We start from the raw sequence: 16,592 nt of genomic DNA on the forward strand, positions 1-16,592 counted from the left end.
ACAGGTGCTGATAGCGGGGATCAGCGTGCCGGCCGCGTGATCACCTCGTACAGGCTCGTCCAGTTGTCGCCGCCGTGCCCGGCCGCGATGGCGCGGTCGTAGAGGGACTTCACCACCTCGGGCAGCGCCGTGTCGAGGCCGGCGTCCCTGCTGGCCGTGACGATGTGGTCCGCCGTGGCGCCCATCATCGTGACCGTGCTGAGGTCACCGGGGTACGAGCGCTCGTCGACGTGGCGGGCCGTCTCGTCCGCGAACAGGGCAGCCAGGTTCAGGGTGTCCTTCACGTGGGGCGCGAGCTCCTTCGCGGGCACGCCGGCCGCCCCGACGAGTGCGGCCGCCTGCAGCTCGCCCGCGAGCGCGGTGAGGAACACCGCGAGCAACGCCTGGTAGAACAGCTGCGCCAGCGCGGGGTCCTCGCCCCGGTAGTCCGGCCGGCCCAGCACGCGCAGCGTGGGCGCGTGGGCGTCGAACACCGCGCGCGGACCGCTGTAGAAGACGTACGCGCCCTCCTCCCCCACCATCGGCGCGGGCACCATCACCCCGCCCGCCAGCAGCTGCGCGCCGCGCTCGGCGAGCCACGCGGCAGCCTCCCGGGTCCGCTGCGGGCTGTCCGAGCTGAGGTTCGCGACGACGCGGCCGGCGAGCGCCTGTTCGGCGCGGCCGAGGATGTCGTACATCGCCCGGTAGTCGGTGAGGGACAGGATGATCAGCTCGCTCGCCGCCACGGCATCGGCGGGCGACGCCGCCCTCGCGGCGCCGTCCTCCACCAGCGCGTCCGCCCGGCTCGGCGTCCGGTTCCAGACGGTCGTCGGATGCCCGGCCGCCAGCAGCTTGCGCGCCATCGCCCGGCCCATGGGTCCGAGACCGATCACGGTCACCGGCTTCTCGTTCGTGGTCATGGGGCCAGCATCGGCGCCGGTACGCACGGTTCTCCGACGGTCCACGCACGCTGCACGTTCGTATAGCTTGCTGGCCGGGGCCTGCCCGACGGGCGCGCGGCGCCGCCACGAGGCGGGCCCACCTGGCCGGGGCCGCAACCGGGGCCCAGCGCAGCGATCAAGGGCATCGGGATGGACGGTTCGACGCAGCCGTGCCTTGTCCGGCCGCGCCACGTGTCAGAAGGGTGGCTGGTCGACGTCGTCGTCGCACGGGACGGCCTCGCCGTTCCAGAGCGCCGTGGTGCGGCGGTCGCGTTCGAGCCGTTCCAGCCGGCCCGCCAGATCCTTCGCCACGTCCCGCTCGGCCGGGGCCTTGTCGGGCGGCAGGTCGTCATCTGGTCGGTAGTCGTACGGATCGCTGTGGTAGCGGTGCCCGGTCGGGGTGATCCACTGGATCCGTCCGTCGTCCAGCGCACGGACGGCCCAGCCGGGGGCGTGTTTCATCCGGTGTTCGTGCCCGCAGCATCCGTGCAGGTTCTTGTCGTTGGTGGGCCCGTGCGGGTACGGGGTGATGTGGTCGAGGTGGCCGTCCAGAGCGCGGCGGCGGCAGATCGGGCCGCGGCAGTACACATCCCGGGCTCGCACGAAATCAGCGAGCCCGGCCGGGGGTCGGTAGGTGCTGCGCCCGTAGTCGAGCACGGTGCCGGAGAGCGGGTCGTAGACCAGGCGTCGCAGCGTGGCGTCGGTGGCGATCTCGCGGGCCAGGTCGGCCGGGATCGGGCCGTGCCCGACCAGCTCGCACGACTTGTCATCGGCACCGATCAAGGTGCTGAACGGCATCAGGACCTGGACGAGGGGTTTACCGGGATTCACCGGGCGCGGCACCGGTGCGGGTGCGCCCGCACCGCTTTCGCCGGCTGGTGATGTCTGTGTCTCGGGCGCCGGGCCGCCGCAGCCCTCATCGCCGGCATCCCGGTCAGCGCCCTTGTCGGTGTCGGTGTCGGCGTCGGCGTCGGCGTCGCTCTCGGTGTCGCTCTCGGGGGCGGCGTGGGTGAGTCGACCGGACAGCAGCGCCGCGGCGAGATCGGCCCGACGGGCATCCATCCCACGCGGATCATCTCTGCCGCAGCCCAGGGCGAGGCGGGTGAGCCACTGGAAGCTGGCCTGGGCGTCGGGCGCGGACATCAACGCCCACAGGGACGCCATCCCGTCCTGTTCCTCGCTGATCGACACCCGCCGGTCACGCCGCGCCGCCCGGTGCCGCTCCGCGGCCCCTTCCGGGTCGACCGCGATGACGGCGCGTTTCAGCGCGGCCTTCAGCTGGCCGACCGTGAGGTCGGGGGCCCGGTCCAGGACACGCTGCTGTACCGCCCGCGCCTTCTCGACGCTCAGGTAGTGGGTGGCCTCGCAGATCGCGGCCACCCGCCGTTCATCGAGGCGCCCCTGCGACCACAGGGTGAGGGTTTCGGGCAGCACCTGCCGCAGCTGCACCGACCGGCCCAATCGGGCCTTCGCGGTCATCCGGGCCAGTTTCAGCGCCAACCCGACCTCGTCGGGGGCGAACCGGCCCATCGTGCACGGCTTGTCGGTGGCCATCAGGGCCGGGTCGTCACCGGAGCGACGGCGGGCGAACTCGGCCAACAGTCGCGCTTGGCGGGCTTCGGCCCACCCGGTGACCCGTTCGAACCCGACGACCGCATCGATCAACTGCGCATCCGACAGACCGGCCTCGTCGCACGTGTCCGAGTCGATCTCCAACGCGAACAGCCCGGACGGGACGGTGTTGCCCCAGGTGCGGTCCTCGTCGTCGCGGCGCAGTTCGCGTTCGATGCACGCCCAGTCGAACGCGTCTTCGAGCCGGGGGTCGCCGGGCTCGGCGACCACCTCCTCGCACAGCTGATCGAACACATGTTCGATTCTAGGCGCGTTCCGGTGGGCCCGCAAGGTCGCTCACCATGCGGGTGTACGGCCGGGAGCCGTACACCCCCGGACGGCCGGGAGCAGGTGTTCATCGCCCGGCGGTGACGCCGACGTTCTCGACGTCCTCGAACACCAGTGAGGTACGGGTGGCGATCACCTCGGGGATGGCCTGCAGCTCGTTCAGCACGACCTCGCGGAGGGCCGCGTTGTCGGCGGCCCGCACCAGCAGGATCACGTCGAACTCGCCGCCGACGAGCGCCATGTGGCGCACCTCGGGGATGGCCTGCAGCCGCGCCTTCAGCTCGCGCCACGAGTTCTGCCGCACCGTGAGCGTGACGTAGGCGGAGGTGCCGAGGCCGATCGCGGCCGGGTCGACGGTGGCGGTGAAGCCGGTGATCGCACCGGAGGAGGTCAGCCGCTCGAGGCGGGTGTAGGCGTTGGCGCGGGAGATGCGGACCTCTTCGGCGAGCGCGCGGACCGACAGCCTGCCGTCGCGGCGGAGCGCGTCGATGACGCGGCGGTCGATGTCGTCGAGCTGCACGGCCACCTGTCTCGCCACCCCCGCGGGAAAGGGCCGATCCCGGTCGATCGGTCCGTTGCGGCCAAGGATATCGGCAGTTCGTCTCGATCTTCGTCACTCAACTGGTGATCTGTAGCCGCTGAACCGGACACTTTGATCCGAATGTCTTCCGGGAGGTGGTCGGCGTGATTCGGCTGATCGACGAGACGGGCGCGGTCGTCGGGGACAGAGGCACGCTGCCGGCCCAGGAGGTGCTGCTCGACGGGTACCGGGCGCTCGTGCTCGCCCGTCGCCTCAACGAGCAGGCGGGGGCGCTCGTGCGGCAGGGCCGCCTCGCCGTGTACCCGTCCTCGCACGGGCAGGAGGCCTGCCAGGTGGCCGCTGCGGGGGTGCTGGCGGAAACGGACTGGCTCTTCCCCACCTACCGCGACGTCGCCGCGATCGCGGCGCGCGGCGTGGACCCCGTCGACGTGCTGGTGATGCTGCGCGGCGACTGGCACTGCGGCTACGACCCGATCGCCACCCGCGTGGCCCCGCAGGCCACGCCGCTCGCCACCCAGTTGCCGCACGCCGTGGGGGTGGGGCACGCGGCCCGGCTCAAGGGCGAGGACACGGTGGTCATGGCGCTCTGCGGGGACGGTGCCACGAGCGAGGGCGACTTCCACGAGGCGCTCAACTTCGCGGCGGTGTTCGCGGCGCCCGTGGTGTTCCTGGTCCAGAACAACAAGTACGCGATCTCGGTGCCGCTCTCGCGGCAGTCGGCGGCGGAGTCGCTCGCCGCGAAGGGTGTCGGCTACGGCGTACCGGGCGTCCGGGTGGACGGCAACGACCTCGCTGCGCTCACCGTGGTGCTCACCGAGGCCGTGGCCCGCGCCCGCCGCGGCGACGGGCCCACGCTGGTCGAGGCCGACACCTACCGGATCCAGGCGCACACCAACGCCGACGACCCCAGCCGCTACCGCGCCGACGACGAGGTCGAGCAGTGGCGACCGCGTGACCCGCTGCTTCGCCTCCGAGCGCACCTCACGGCCACCGGGGTGCTCACGCCCGAGCGGGAGGCCGAGTTCGCCGGGGCCGCCGAGGAGATGGCCGCCCACGTCCGCGCGGGGATGGACGGGGAGAGCGCGCTCGACCCGGCGGAGCTGTTCGCCCACGTCTACTCCGCGCCAACGCCGCAGCTGCGTGAGCAGGCGGCGCTGCTCGCGGCCGAGCTGAGTGGAGTCCGGTCATGAGCGAGAAGCCGACGATGATCCAGGCGCTGAACCGGGCGCTGCGCGACGCGATGGCCGCCGACGGGTCGGTGGTGGTCTTCGGCGAGGACGTCGGCCCGCTCGGCGGAGTCTTCCGGGTCACCGACGGGCTCAGCGCCGAGTTCGGCGAGAAGCGCTGCTTCGACACCCCGCTCGCGGAGTCGGGGATCGTCGGCATGGCCGTCGGGATGGCCATGAACGGGATGCGACCGGTCGTCGAGATGCAGTTCGACGCGTTCGCCTTCCCGGCCTTCGAGCAGATCGTCAGCCACGTCGCCAAGTTCGCCAACCGCACGCGCGGGCGGGTGCGGCTGCCGATGGTGATCCGCGTGCCGTACGGCGGCGGGATCGGCGGGGTCGAGCACCACTGCGACAGCTCGGAGGCCTACTACGCGCACACCCCGGGCCTGCTCGTGGTCACGCCCGCCACGAACGCCGACGCCTACGGGCTGCTGCGGGCCGCGATCGAGCACCCGGACCCGGTGGTGTTCCTGGAGCCGAAGCGCCAGTACTTCACGAGGGAGGAGCTCGACGCGCAGGCCGTGCCGCCCATCGGGCGGGCGGCGGTGCGCCGGCCGGGCCGGGACGCCACGTTGATCGCCTACGGCCCGTCGGTGCCGGTCGCGCTCGCCGCCGCCGAGCACGCCGCCGCCGAGGGCCGGGACCTCGGGGTGGTCGACCTCCGCTCGATCGTCCCGTTCGACGACGAGACGGTCACCGCGGAGGTGCGGCGCACCGGCCGGGCGGTCGTGGTGGCCGAGGCTCCCGGGTTCGCGTCCGTCGCCTCCGAGATCGCGGCGCGGGTGGCGGAGCGTTGCTTCCACCACCTGGAGGCCCCGGTCCGCCGGGTCACCGGGTTCGACGTGCCCTACCCGCCGCCGCGGCTCGAGCAGCACCACCTGCCCGGGGTGGACCGGATCCTCGATGCCGTCGACGACCTGCAGTGGGAGGACGCGTGACCGACAGCGTGTTCACCCTGCCCGACCTGGGCGAGGGGCTCGCCGAGGCCGAGCTCGTGAAGTGGCTGGTGCACCCCGGTGACACGGTCGCCGTCGACGCGCCGGTGGCCGAGGTCGAGACCGCCAAGGCGACGGTGGAGGTGCCCTCCCCGTTCGCCGGGGTCGTCGCGGAGCTGCACGGGGCCGAGGGGTCGACGATCCGGGTGGGGGCCCCGTTGATCACCTTCCGGTCGCGGGGCGGGTCGGGCAACGTGCTCGTCGGCTACGGCACCGGCGAAGGGCCCGGCAGGCGGCGCCGGCAACCCCCACCGGAGCGGCCCAAGATCGTGTCGCCGGTCGTGCGGCAGCTGGCCCGCCGGGCCGGTCTCGACCCGGCGACGCTGGTCGGCACCGGACGCGACGGCCTGATCACCCGGGCCGACGTCGAGCGTGCGATCGAGGCCCGTCGGACGCCCGACGCCGAGGGCGTCGACCGGCGGACCGGGCTTCCGGTTCGCCGGCGCGAGCCGCTCACCGGCGTCCGCGGCCAGGTCGCCCGCAACGTCGCCCGCAGCCGCGCCGAGATCCCCGAGGCCACCACGTGGGTCGATGTCGACGCCACCGCCCTGCTCGCGCTGCGGGAGGACATGCGGCGCGGCGACTGGAAGCCCGGGCTCCTCGCCCTGCTCGCCCGGTTCGTCGTGGCCGGGTTGCGCGAGTTCCCCGCGCTGAACTCGCGGGTGGACGTCGAGCGGGAGGAGGTGGTCCACCTCGACGGGGTCAACCTCGGCGTGGCCGCGCAGACCGAGCTTGGGCTCGTCGTACCGGCCGTGCGCGGCGCCGACCGGCTGAGCATCCGCGGCCTGGACGCCGAGATCCGCCGGCTCACCGCGGCCGCCCGCGAGGGCACCGCGACCGCGGCCGAGCTCTCCTGCGGCTCGTTCACCCTGAACAACTACGGCGTGTTCGGCGTGGACGGCAGCGCCGCGATCATCAACCACCCGGAGGCCGCGATCCTCGGCATCGGGCGGGTCCACCCGCGGCCGTGGGTCGTCGGCGGCGAGGTCGTGCCCCGGCGGATCGGGCAGCTGTCGCTCGTGTTCGACCACCGCGTCTGCGACGGCGGGGTCGCGGGCGGCTTCCTGCGCTACGTCGCCGACGCGATGGAGGCTCCGCTGCGAGCTGTGGCGGATCTCTAGACGCCGACGAGCTTGGCGAGGAACCGGTCGACCTGCTCGACGGCCGGCGGCCACGGTAGATCGGGCTCGTTGATGCGCTGTGCCAGCATGCCGTTCACGGCCGTGCGGAGGTCGATCGCGACCGTGGTGGCGTCGTCGACCGGCGCCAGCCCGGCGTCCATGCACCGCTGCACACCCGCGACGGTGCGCTCGACCAGCACCTTCTTGAAGGGCATGCCGAGCCGGCCATGGACCTTGACTGCAGCCAGCCGTCGGAGGTCGTCGACATCGCCTGCCCCGCGCGGAGATCGAGCCGCTGGCCGCCGACCTGCTGCTGACCGGGCCCGATGCGGCCCCGAGCCCGTTGCCCGCCGCGGTCCGCGCCCAGCTCGACGAGCTGGACCCGCACTTCGCCGAGCATTTCCACCTGCAGTCCCGGATGCGTTCCGGGTCCGGTCCCCACTCGTTGACGGAGCGGGAACGCGGCTTCGCGAGCATGAGCATCGACGTGCACTACCAGACTCTGGAGGAGACGTTCGATGCCCACATCGGGCGGGCACTGCGTGGCGGCGCCGGTGTCGAGGACGTCCGCGCCGTGCTGCGCTTCAACGCCCAGTTCGGGGTCACGCGGGCGTGGCAGGCGTGGAAGGCGCTCAACGGCTACCTCGCCCGTGAACGCCCCTGACCCGGCCTGGGGGATCATCACCGGATGCCTGTCATCCCCCTCGGCGATCGGGTGCCCCGTGTCGACCCCTCGGCCTGGATCGCGGACACCGCCACCGTCGTCGGCGACGTCACCGTCGGCCCCGGCACCGGCATCTTCTACAGCGCCGTGCTGCGCGCCGACCTGGAGTCGGTGAGCATCGGCACCGACAGCAACGTCCAGGACGGTGCCGTCCTGCACGCCGACCCGGGTTTCCCGGCCCGGATCGGCGACGAGGTCAGCATCGGCCACGGTGCGGTGCTGCACGGCTGCACAGTGGAGGGCGGCTGCCTGATCGGCATGAACGCCACGGTCCTCAACGGTGCGGTCATCGGCGCCGGGTCCCTCGTCGCGGCGAACGCGCTCGTGCCCGAGGGCACGGTGGTGCCGCCGCGGTCGCTGGTGGCCGGCGTGCCGGGCAAGGTGCGCCGCGAGCTCACCGACGCCGAGGTGGAGCGCTGCCGCGCCAACGCGGCCGTCTACCGGCAGCTCGCCGAGACGCACAGCCGCGGGAGCTGAGCGCTCAGCCTGCCCTCAGCCGGGTTGGGAAGGATCGGGGCGTGACGCACGATCGGCCGCACCGCCGGCTGGGATCCCGCTGGTTGGCGCTGCCCGTCGTGGCCGCCGTGGCCCTGCTGACGCTGCCGGACCTGGTCGGGCTCGACCGGTACACGCCGCTCGCGCAGCTCGTCTCGCTCCGCCCGTACCTGCTCGCCGGGCTGGTCGTCCTCGGGGTGGTCCTGCTGGTGCTCGCGCGCTGGGTGCGCGGCGCCGTGCTCGCGGCCGCCGGCGTGGTCGTCGTGTTGGTGGTCGCCGCCGGCATGGTGGCCCCGCGCACGGTCGCCACGCCTGTCCCGGCGGGCGGCCGGACGCTGACGGTGGCCGCGTTCAACACCTACAGCGGGCACGCGGACGTGGCCGGGGTCGCGGCCCTCATCCGCGACGAGCGCCCGGACCTGGTGTCCCTCGTCGAGGCCGGCACCACGTTCGGTGCGAAGCTGGCCCCGCTGGTCGAGCCGCTGGGCTACCACCTCGTCACCGCGGTCGGCGAGCCGCGCGGCGACCTCGGCGGCGTCACGGCGGTCGTCGCCGACAGCCTCGGCGACGTGCGCAGCAGCACCTACACCGCGACGCCGTTCCCGCGCGTCGAGCTGGACGGTGGCGGCCTGGGCCAGCTGCGGTTCGTCGCGTTCCACACCCTCGCCCCGCGGCGCGGTGACGTGCCGCAGTGGCACTCGGACGTCAGCCTGGTGTCGCAGTGGTGCTCCGGCCCGCAGCCCGCGATCGTCGCCGGGGACTTCAACGCCACGCTGGACCACTCGGTGTTCCGCTCGGCGACCGCCGGGTGCGGGGACGCCGCGGCGCAGCGCGGGGACGGCCTGATCCCGACCTGGCCGACGTGGCTGCCGAGCTGGCTCGGCCCGCAGATCGACCACGTGCTCGCCACCGACCCGATCGCGGCCGAGACGTTCGAGGTGCGGGACATCGCCGGGAGCGACCACCGGGCCGTGCTCGCGCGGCTGCGGATCCCGGACGGCCTCATGCCCGGAACCGGTAACCCATCCCCGCCTCAGTGATGAGGTGCTCGGGGTGCGCCGGGTCCCGTTCCAGCTTGCGCCGCAGCTGCGCCATGTACACCCGCAGGTAGCTGGTCTCCTTCCGCTCGACCGGCCCCCAGATCTCGCGCAGCAGCTGCTTGCGGCCGACCAGCCGCCCCCGGTTGCGCACGAGCAGGTCGAGCAGGCTCCACTCGGTGGGCGTCAGGTGCACCTCATCGCCCGACCGGCGCACGATCTTCGCGGCCAGGTCGATGGAGAGCTCCCCGGCGTCGATCGCGCCGTTCTCGGGGGTGGTGGCCGCGCGGCGGACCGCAGCGCGCAGGCGGGCCATCAGCTCGTCGACGCCGAACGGCTTGATCACGTAGTCGTCGGCGCCGCGGTCGAGCGCGCGCACCTTGTCGCCCGAGTCGGCGCGGGCGGACAGCACGATGATCGGCACGGTGGTGAACGCGCGCAGCGCCGTGATCACCTCGGTGCCGTCGAGGTCGGGGAGGCCGAGGTCGAGCACCACGACGTCGATCTCGTGCTCCTCCGCCGCCCGCACCGCGGCCTTCCCGGTGACGGCGGTGTGCACCTCGTAGCCGCGGGCGGCGAGGTGGATCCGCAGGGCGCGCAGCAGCTGGGTGTCGTCGTCGACGACCAGCACGGCCGTCACGACCCCACCGCCGCCGGCAGGCCGACCACGACGGTGAGCCCGCCGCCGGGCGTGTCCTCCGCGGTGAGCGTGCCGCCCATGGCCTCGGTGAAGCCGCGCGCGACGGACAGACCGAGGCCGAGCCCGTTGTGGGCGCGGTCGCCGAGCCGCTGGAACGGGGCGAAGAGCTTCTCGGCGTCCGCGACGGACACCCCCGGCCCGGAGTCGACCACGCGCAGCTCGACGACGTCGGCGTGCGTGCTCGCGCGCAGGGCGACGGGCGCGCCCCGCCCGTGGCGCAGCGCGTTGTCGACGACGTTCGCGACGACCCGCTCGAGCAACCCGGGGTCCGCGAGGACCTCGGGAAGGTGCTCGTCGATCTCCAGCCGGACGCGACCGGCCCCGTCCAGGCCCCGCACGGCCAGCACGGCGACCTCGTCGTAGCCGACCGGCCGCCGGTCGGGGGTCACGGCGCCGGTGGCGAGGCGCGAGGAGTCGAGCAGGTTGTTCACCAGCCCGGTGAGGCGGTCGGCGGACTCCTCGATGGTGGCGGCCAGCTCACCGCGGTCCTCGCGCGAGAGCCGGATGTCGCCGTCGCGCAGGCTGCCGGCCGCCGCCTTGATGGAGGTCAGCGGCGTGCGCAGGTCGTGCCCGACGGCCGAGAGCAACGCGCTGCGCAGCTCGACCGCGTCGGCCCGCCTGCGCGCCTCGGCGGCCTGGTCGGCGATCTGCCGGTTGCGCAGCGCGATGAGCGCCTGGCCGGCCACCGCCTCGAGCAACCGCCGGTCCGCGGCCGGCAGCGCGCGCCCCCGCGCGACCAGGTGCACGTCCGGCTCTACCGCCACGTCGACGTCGGCCTGCTCGGGCTTCCCGCAGTCGGGTGGCCCGGAACACGCGGAGATCACCCACTGGTCGTCGAGGCGTTCCAGGATCGCCACGGTGGACATCCCGAACGCCTCGCGCACCCGGTCGAGCAGCCGCGGGAGGGGCTCGGGCCGGGTCAGCACGGTCCGGGAGAACGACGCCAGCAGCGCCGCCTCCGCCCCGGCCGCCGCGGCCTGCTGGGCGCGCCGTGCGGCACGGTCGACGACGAGGGCGACCAGCACGGCGGTGAGCACCATCGCGACGAGCATGATCACGTTCTCGCGCTCGGCGATCGTCAGCGTGTAGAGCGGCGGGGTCAGGAAGAAGTTGAGCAGCGTCGCACCCGCGAGCGCGGCGAGCAGGGCGGGGCCGAGGCCACCGACCAGCGCGACCACGACGGTCGCGAGGAAGAACAGCACGACGTCGGTGGAGAGGGCGAAGAGCTCGCGGCCGATCACCCCGAGCACCGTTGCGAGCACCGGGAGCACGACGCCCAGCACCCAGCCGACCGCCCGGCGCGTGACGGGCACTGCGCTGAATCGCCGCGGCAGCCGCAGGCCGCGCCCCGCCTCGGCGTGGGTGACCATGTGCACGTCGATCGGCCCCGACTCCTGTACCACGCGCGAACCGATGCCCTCGTCGACGGCGCGGGCGAACCGGGAGCGCCGCGAGGTGCCGATCACCAGCTGGGTGGCGTCCACCCCGCGGGCGAAGTCGAGGAGGGCGGCCGGCACGTCCTCCCCGACGACGGTGTGGAACGAGGCGCCGACGTCCTCGGCGAGCCGCCGCAGCTTGACCAGCGCCGCCGCGGTGGCGCCGGCCAGCCCGTCGCCGCGCAGCACGTGCAGGGCGAACAGCTCCGCGGAGCCGGAGCGCTTCGCGATGCGGGCCGCGCGGCGCAGCACCGTCTCGCTCTCGCGGCCACCGGTCAGGGCGACGACGACCCGCTCGCGCGTCTCCCAGATGTCGGTGGTGCGCTGGTCGGCGCGGTGGCGCTGCAAGGCCACCTCGACCTGGTCGGCCACCCACAGCAGCGCCAGCTCCCGCAACGCGGTGAGGTTGCGCGGCTGGAAGTAGTTCGCCATCGCCGCGTCGACCTTCTCCGGCGCGTAGACGTTGCCGTGCGCGAGGCGCCGCCGTAGCGCCTCCGGGGTGATGTCGACCAGCTCGACCTGCTCGGCCTTGCGCACCACCTCGTCGGGCACCGTCTCCTGCTGCCGGCTGCCGGTGATCTTCTCGATGACGTCGTTGAGCGACTCGAGGTGCTGCACGTTCAGCGTGGTCAGCACGGTGATCCCGGCGTCGAGCAGCTCCTCGACGTCCTGCCAGCGCTTGGGGTTGGGGGAACCGGGGGCGTTGGTGTGGGCGAGCTCGTCGACCAGCACGACCTGCGGCTTGCGGGCGAGCACGGCGTCGGTGTCGAGCTCGGTGAGGGTCACCCCCCGGTGCGCGACCTCCCGCCGGGGGACGACCTCCAACCCGTCGAGCAGCGCGGTGGTCTTGCTGCGGCCGTGGGTCTCGACGAGGCCCACGACCACGTCCGTGCCGCGCCCCATCCGGCGCCGGGCCTCGCCGAGCATGGCGTAGGTCTTGCCCACGCCGGGTGCCGCGCCGAGGTAGATCCTCAGCTCGCCACGCTTGCCCATACCGCAATCATCCGCCCTGCCGCGCGACCGCGAGGTTCAGCTCCGTCACGTTCACGCCGTCGGCACCGAAGATCCCCAGCACGGCGTGCTGGGTGCTCGCCGCGACGAGCTCCCACACCCGTTCCTCGGTCAGGCCCGTCACCCGGGCCACCCGCGGCACCTGCAGCTGCGCGTACTCCGGGGAGATGTGCGGGTCGACACCGGAGGCCGAGGCGGTGACGGCGTCGGGCGGCACCTGGTCGGGAGCCACGCCCTCGCGCTGCGCGATGGCGTCGCGGCGCTGCTGGACGGCCGCGATGAGGTCCTCGTCGAACCCGCCCTTGTTCGAGCCGCCAGATGTGGACGGGTCACCGGGCCCCAGTACGTCCTCGGCGGACGCCGAGGGCCGGGTGTGGAAGTACGGGTCGTGCGCCGGGTCGGCCGGCACGGGGTCGATCCCGATGAGCGAGGACCCGGCGGGCGTGCCGTCGGCGGCGTGGATGACCGAGCCCTCGGCCCGGGGGGCCAGGCCGGGCGCGTGCGCCACGGCCCACACGGCCAGCGGGTAGGCCAGTCCGAGCGCGACGGTCGCCACGAGGAGCATGCGCAGGGCCGCCCCCGCCTGACGGGTGAACAGGGTCAGCATCTTCAGATCCCGGGGATGAGTCGGACGAGCAGGTCGATGAGGAAGATCCCGGCGAACGGGGTGACCACGCCGCCGAGGCCGTAGATCAGCAGGTTGCGCCGCAGCAGCTGGGCCGCCGTCGATGGCCGGTACCGCACGCCGCGCAGGGCGAGGGGGATCAGCGCGACGATGATCAGCGCGTTGAAGACGACCGCGGACAGGATCGCCGACTGCGGCGTGGCCAGCCGCATGATGTTGAGCGCGTCGAGCTGCGGGTAGAGGGCCACGAACATCGCCGGCAGGATCGCGAAGTACTTCGCCAGGTCGTTGGCGATGCTGAACGTCGTCAGCGCGCCCCGCGTGATCAGCAACTGCTTGCCGATCTCGACGATGTCGATCAGCTTCGTCGGGTCCGAGTCGAGGTCGACCATGTTCCCGGCTTCCTTGGCCGCCGCCGTGCCGGTGTTCATCGCGACGCCCACGTCGGCCTGCGCGAGCGCCGGCGCGTCGTTCGTGCCGTCGCCGGTCATGGCGACCAGGCGGCCGCCCTCCTGCTCCTTGCGGATCAGGGCCATCTTGTCCTCGGGCGTGGCCTCGGCGAGGTGGTCGTCGACGCCTGCCTCCTCCGCGATCGCGCGTGCCGTGAGCGGGTTGTCCCCCGTGATCATCACGGTGCGGATGCCCATTGCACGCAGCTCGGCGAACCGCTCGCGCATGCCCGGCTTCACCACGTCGGACAGCTGGACCACGCCGAGCACCCGGGCCGCGTCGCCCACCCGCTCCGCGACGACGAGCGGCGTGCCGCCGTCGGCGCTGATCCGGTCGACGGTGGCGGCGACCTCGGGCGGCAGCGCGGCCTCGGTCCACCGGGCCACCGCCGAGCTCGCCCCCTTGCGGATGCTGCGGCCGTCCAGGTCCAGCCCGGACATGCGGGTCTGCGCGGTGAACGGGACGAACTCGCCTACCTCCTCCACCGGGGGCAGGCCGTGCTCCTTCTCGCACAGCTCGACGATGCTGCGGCCCTCGGGGGTCTCGTCGGCGAGGCTGGACAACCGGGCGGCTTCGGCCAGCTCGGCCGCGCTCGTACCCGGGGCCGGGTGCAGCGCCGCCGCCCGCCGGTTGCCGAAGGTGATCGTGCCGGTCTTGTCGAGCAGCAGCGTGTCGACGTCCCCCGCGGCCTCCACGGCGCGTCCCGAGGTGGCGAGCACGTTGCGCTGGACGAGCCGGTCCATGCCGGCGATGCCGATCGCGGACAGCAGCGCACCGATCGTCGTCGGGATCAGGCACACCAGCAGCGCCGTCAGCACGACCAGCGACTGCTCGGCGCCGGAGTAGCCGGCCATCGGCTGCAGCGCCACCACGGCGAGCAGGAAGATGATCGTCAGCGTCGACAGCAGGATCGTCAGCGCGATCTCGTTGGGCGTCTTCTGCCGCTCCGCGCCCTCGACGAGCGCGATCATGCGGTCCACGAAGGACTCGCCGGGCGCCGTCGTGATCCGCACGACGATCCGGTCGGACAGCACGGTCGTCCCGCCGGTCACGGAGGACCGGTCGCCGCCGGACTCGCGGATCACGGGGGCCGACTCGCCGGTGATCGCCGACTCGTCGACCGTGGCGATGCCCTCCACCACGTCGCCGTCACCCGGGATCACCTCGCCCGCCTCCACGACGACCCGGTCGCCGATGCGCAGGGTGGGCGCGGGAACGTGCTCCTCGGCCCCGTCGGCCGCGAGCCTGCGGGCGACGGTCTCGGTGCGCGTGCGGCGCAGGCTCTCGGCCTGCGCCTTGCCGCGGCCCTCGGCGACGGCCTCGGCCAGGTTGGCGAACAGCACGGTGAGCCAGAGCCAGCCGGCGATCACCCAGGCGAACACGCTCGGCTCGCCGTTGGCCGTTCCGGCGATCGCGAGCCCGGTGACGAGCACCGAGCCCACCCAGACGACGAACATGACGGGGTTGCGCAGCTGCGTCCGCGGGTCGAGCTTGCGCAGCGCCTCCGGCACGGACCGCCAGAGCTGGCGCGGGGAGAACGCGCCTGCCGTCACGGTGCGGCCGGTCCGCTGCGCGTGCAGCTCCCGGCGCTCGACGATGGTGCGTTCCTCGGTCGTCGTCATGCGAGAGCCTCCGCAAGGGGCCCGAGGGCCAGAGCAGGGAAGAAGGTGAGGGCGGCGACCAGGACGACCGTGCCGCCGACGAGCACGCCGAAGAGCGGCCCGGTGGTGGGGAGCGTCCCGGCGCCGGGGACGACGCGCTTCTGCGCGGCGAGCGAGCCGGCCAGCGCGAGCACGGCCAGGATCGGGACGAACCGGCCGAAGAGCATGGCGAGCGCGAGCGTGGACTGGAAGAACGGGCCCGTCACCGTCAGCCCGGCGAAGGCGCTGCCGTTGTTGTTGCCCGTCGAGGCGTAGGCGTAGAGCACCTCGGACAGCCCGTGCTCACCGGTGTTGGCCAGCGCGGACCCGAGCTCGCCCGGCTGCGCGAGGGCGGCCCCCGTGCCGAACAGGACGACCGTGGGCATCGCGAGGATCGCGATCGCCGCGGCAGTCACCTGCGCGCGGCCGAGCTTCTTGCCCAGGTACTCCGGGGTGCGCCCGACCATCAGCCCGGCCAGGAACACGGCGATGACCGCGAGCACGAGGATCCCGTAGAGGCCCGCGCCGACGCCGCCCGGTGCGACCTCGCCGAGCAGCATGTTCAGCAGCACGACGCCACCGCCGAGGCCGGTGTAGCTGTCGTGCATCGAGTTCACCGCGCCCGTCGAGGTGCCGGTCGTGGAGACCGCGAAGAGCACCGACGACGGGATGCCGAAGCGGACCTCCTTGCCCTCCGTCGCCGCCCCGGCCAGCAGGGTCGCTGGGCCGTTGGGGTGGGTCTCGGCCCACCAGGCGACGGCCAGCAGGCCACCCCACAGCACGCCCATCACCGCGAGCAGGACGCCGCCCTGCCGGGTGTCGCGCACCATCACGCCGAACGCGCGGGTGAGGCACACCGGGATCACCAGGATCAGGAAGATCTCCAGGATGTTCGAGATCCCGTTCGGGTTCTCGAAGGGGTGCGCGGAGTTGGCGTTGAAGATCCCGCCGCCGTTCGTGCCCAGCTCCTTGATCACCTCCTGGGAGGCGGTCGGCGCCAGCGCGATCGTGCTCTGCGAGCCGTCCACGCCGGTGACGTCGACACCGGCACGCAGGCTCATCGTGACGCCGAGCGCCACCAGGACGATCGCCGCGGCGAACGAGATCGGCAGCAGCACCCGGACGGTGCCGCGGACCAGGTCGACCCAAAAGTTGCCGATCCGGTCGCTCGACGCGCGGACGAACCCGCGCACCAGCGCCACCGCCACCCCCATGCCGACCGCCGCCGACACGAAGTTCTGCACGGTCAGGCCGGCCATCTGCACGAGGTGGCCCATCACGGTCTCGGGCACGTAGGACTGCCAGTTCGTGTTGGTCACGAACGACACCGCGGTGTTGAACGCGACCCCGGGGTCGACCGGCCCGCGGTCCAGGCTCAGCGGGAGCAGCCCCTGCAGCCGCTGCAGCAGGTAGAGCAGCACGATCGACAGGAACGAGAACGCCAGCAGCGCGCTGGCGTACCCGGTCCAGCGCTGCTCGGCGTCGGGGTCCACGCCGACCACCCGGTAGACGGCCTTCTCGACCCGCCAGTGCCTTCCGCTCGTGTAGACGGCCGCCAGGTAGTTCCCGAACGGCACGTACACCACGGCGAGGAGCACGAGCAGAACGCCGAGCTGTACCAGCCCGGCCGTCGTCGCGGACATCAGAACCTCTCCGGCCGGACGAGCGCGACGACCAGGTAGACGATCAGCGCGGCCGCGAGCAGCCCGCCGATCACGTTCTCGACGATCACAGTCGCTGCAACCCCCGCATCATCAGAAGCAGGAGCG

16 protein-coding genes are annotated in these 16,592 nt (G+C 73.2%); 6 read left to right on the forward strand and 10 right to left on the reverse strand.

Translation table 11 applies throughout. The features are described from left to right. Nucleotides 1-20: 20 nt before the first annotated feature. From ABEA81_RS33585 to ABEA81_RS33595, 3 genes are all read right to left on the reverse strand, one after another. Nucleotides 21-899 (reverse strand): NAD(P)-dependent oxidoreductase, encoded by an 879-nt coding sequence (locus ABEA81_RS33585; protein WP_345610772.1) that lies wholly within the window; start codon nt 897-899, stop codon nt 21-23. A gap of 216 nt (nt 900-1,115) precedes the next feature. Continuing rightward, complete coding sequence (locus ABEA81_RS33590) at nt 1,116-2,822, reverse strand: HNH endonuclease signature motif containing protein (protein WP_345610774.1); 1,707 nt, start codon at nt 2,820-2,822, stop codon at nt 1,116-1,118. A gap of 64 nt (nt 2,823-2,886) precedes the next feature. Next, nucleotides 2,887-3,345, reverse strand: coding sequence for an Lrp/AsnC family transcriptional regulator (locus tag ABEA81_RS33595; RefSeq protein WP_345610775.1), 459 nt, complete (start codon nt 3,343-3,345; stop codon nt 2,887-2,889). Between the two features lie 149 nt (nt 3,346-3,494). Here ABEA81_RS33595 and pdhA point away from each other — a divergent pair, with 149 nt between their 5' ends. Genes pdhA through ABEA81_RS33610 form a run of 3 tightly spaced genes read left to right on the forward strand, consistent with a single transcriptional unit; the run spans nt 3,495 to nt 6,705 of the window. Next, the gene (pdhA, locus tag ABEA81_RS33600) at nt 3,495-4,550 is read left to right on the forward strand and encodes a pyruvate dehydrogenase (acetyl-transferring) E1 component subunit alpha (RefSeq protein WP_425570781.1); all 1,056 of its coding nucleotides are present in this window, start codon (nt 3,495-3,497) and stop codon (nt 4,548-4,550) included. Next, complete coding sequence (locus ABEA81_RS33605; protein WP_345610777.1) at nt 4,547-5,527, forward strand: alpha-ketoacid dehydrogenase subunit beta; 981 nt, start codon at nt 4,547-4,549, stop codon at nt 5,525-5,527. The genes pdhA and ABEA81_RS33605 overlap by 4 nt, the downstream gene beginning before the upstream one ends. Then, nucleotides 5,524-6,705 carry a dihydrolipoamide acetyltransferase family protein gene (locus ABEA81_RS33610; RefSeq protein WP_345610778.1) on the forward strand — a complete coding sequence of 394 codons (1,182 nt, stop codon included), beginning with the start codon at nt 5,524-5,526 and terminating at the stop codon, nt 6,703-6,705. The genes ABEA81_RS33605 and ABEA81_RS33610 overlap by 4 nt, the downstream gene beginning before the upstream one ends. Here ABEA81_RS33610 and ABEA81_RS33615 read toward each other — a convergent pair. Beyond that, complete coding sequence (locus ABEA81_RS33615; protein WP_345610779.1) at nt 6,702-6,920, reverse strand: hypothetical protein; 219 nt, start codon at nt 6,918-6,920, stop codon at nt 6,702-6,704. The two genes, ABEA81_RS33610 and ABEA81_RS33615, sit on opposite strands and share 4 nt — an antisense overlap. Before the next feature lie 128 nt (nt 6,921-7,048). Here ABEA81_RS33615 and ABEA81_RS33620 point away from each other — a divergent pair, with 128 nt between their 5' ends. The 3 genes from ABEA81_RS33620 to ABEA81_RS33630 are packed head-to-tail and all read left to right on the forward strand — an operon-like array spanning nt 7,049 to nt 8,964. Beyond that, the gene (locus tag ABEA81_RS33620; protein WP_345610781.1) at nt 7,049-7,369 is read left to right on the forward strand and encodes a carboxymuconolactone decarboxylase family protein; all 321 of its coding nucleotides are present in this window, start codon (nt 7,049-7,051) and stop codon (nt 7,367-7,369) included. 24 nt (nt 7,370-7,393) lie between these two features. Continuing rightward, the gene (locus tag ABEA81_RS33625; RefSeq protein WP_345610783.1) at nt 7,394-7,906 is read left to right on the forward strand and encodes a gamma carbonic anhydrase family protein; all 513 of its coding nucleotides are present in this window, start codon (nt 7,394-7,396) and stop codon (nt 7,904-7,906) included. A 41-nt stretch (nt 7,907-7,947) separates the two neighbouring features. After that, nucleotides 7,948-8,964, forward strand: a complete 1,017-nt coding sequence (locus ABEA81_RS33630) for an endonuclease/exonuclease/phosphatase family protein (RefSeq protein ID WP_345610785.1) — start codon at nt 7,948-7,950, stop codon at nt 8,962-8,964. Here the strand turns inward: ABEA81_RS33630 and ABEA81_RS33635 are convergent. Genes ABEA81_RS33635 through kdpF form a run of 6 tightly spaced genes read right to left on the reverse strand, consistent with a single transcriptional unit; the run spans nt 8,927 to nt 16,555 of the window. Continuing rightward, nucleotides 8,927-9,601 carry a response regulator gene (locus tag ABEA81_RS33635; RefSeq protein ID WP_345610786.1) on the reverse strand — a complete coding sequence of 225 codons (675 nt, stop codon included), beginning with the start codon at nt 9,599-9,601 and terminating at the stop codon, nt 8,927-8,929. The genes ABEA81_RS33630 and ABEA81_RS33635 overlap by 38 nt on opposite strands. Then, on the reverse strand, nt 9,598-12,090 hold the full coding sequence (locus ABEA81_RS33640; RefSeq protein ID WP_345610788.1) for a sensor histidine kinase: 2,493 nt from the start codon (nt 12,088-12,090) through the stop codon (nt 9,598-9,600). Before ABEA81_RS33640 ends, ABEA81_RS33635 begins: the two co-directional genes overlap by 4 nt. Nucleotides 12,091-12,097: 7 nt before the next feature. Then, entirely contained in the window at nt 12,098-12,715 is a 618-nt protein-coding gene (locus ABEA81_RS33645; RefSeq protein ID WP_345610789.1) for a potassium-transporting ATPase subunit C, read from the reverse strand. Nucleotides 12,716-12,717: 2 nt separating this feature from the next. Further along, nucleotides 12,718-14,805, reverse strand: coding sequence for a potassium-transporting ATPase subunit KdpB (kdpB, locus tag ABEA81_RS33650; RefSeq protein WP_345610791.1), 2,088 nt, complete (start codon nt 14,803-14,805; stop codon nt 12,718-12,720). Next, entirely contained in the window at nt 14,802-16,466 is a 1,665-nt protein-coding gene (gene kdpA / locus ABEA81_RS33655) for a potassium-transporting ATPase subunit KdpA (protein ID WP_345610793.1), read from the reverse strand. The genes kdpB and kdpA overlap by 4 nt, the downstream gene beginning before the upstream one ends. After that, the gene (gene kdpF, locus ABEA81_RS33660) at nt 16,466-16,555 is read right to left on the reverse strand and encodes a K(+)-transporting ATPase subunit F (protein WP_345610795.1); all 90 of its coding nucleotides are present in this window, start codon (nt 16,553-16,555) and stop codon (nt 16,466-16,468) included. The genes kdpA and kdpF overlap by 1 nt, the downstream gene beginning before the upstream one ends. Nucleotides 16,556-16,592 lie beyond the last annotated feature (37 nt).

The organism is Pseudonocardia adelaidensis (assembly GCF_039543345.1).
In the GTDB taxonomy this organism is placed as follows: domain Bacteria; phylum Actinomycetota; class Actinomycetes; order Mycobacteriales; family Pseudonocardiaceae; genus Pseudonocardia; species Pseudonocardia adelaidensis.

What these genes read in the sequence shown, in the direction of transcription:
- ABEA81_RS33585 (WP_345610772.1), bottom strand. Translation starts at nt 899, where the DNA reads ATGACCACGAACGAGAAGCCGGTGACCGTGATCGGTCTCGGACCCATG.
- ABEA81_RS33605 (WP_345610777.1), top strand. Translation starts at nt 4,547, where the DNA reads ATGAGCGAGAAGCCGACGATGATCCAGGCGCTGAACCGGGCGCTGCGC.
- ABEA81_RS33615 (WP_345610779.1), bottom strand. Translation starts at nt 6,920, where the DNA reads ATGCCCTTCAAGAAGGTGCTGGTCGAGCGCACCGTCGCGGGTGTGCAG.
- ABEA81_RS33625 (WP_345610783.1), top strand. Translation starts at nt 7,394, where the DNA reads ATGCCTGTCATCCCCCTCGGCGATCGGGTGCCCCGTGTCGACCCCTCG.
- ABEA81_RS33640 (WP_345610788.1), bottom strand. Translation starts at nt 12,090, where the DNA reads ATGGGCAAGCGTGGCGAGCTGAGGATCTACCTCGGCGCGGCACCCGGC.
- ABEA81_RS33645 (WP_345610789.1), bottom strand. Translation starts at nt 12,715, where the DNA reads ATGCTGACCCTGTTCACCCGTCAGGCGGGGGCGGCCCTGCGCATGCTC.
- kdpB (WP_345610791.1), bottom strand. Translation starts at nt 14,805, where the DNA reads ATGACGACGACCGAGGAACGCACCATCGTCGAGCGCCGGGAGCTGCAC.
- kdpA (WP_345610793.1), bottom strand. Translation starts at nt 16,466, where the DNA reads ATGTCCGCGACGACGGCCGGGCTGGTACAGCTCGGCGTTCTGCTCGTG.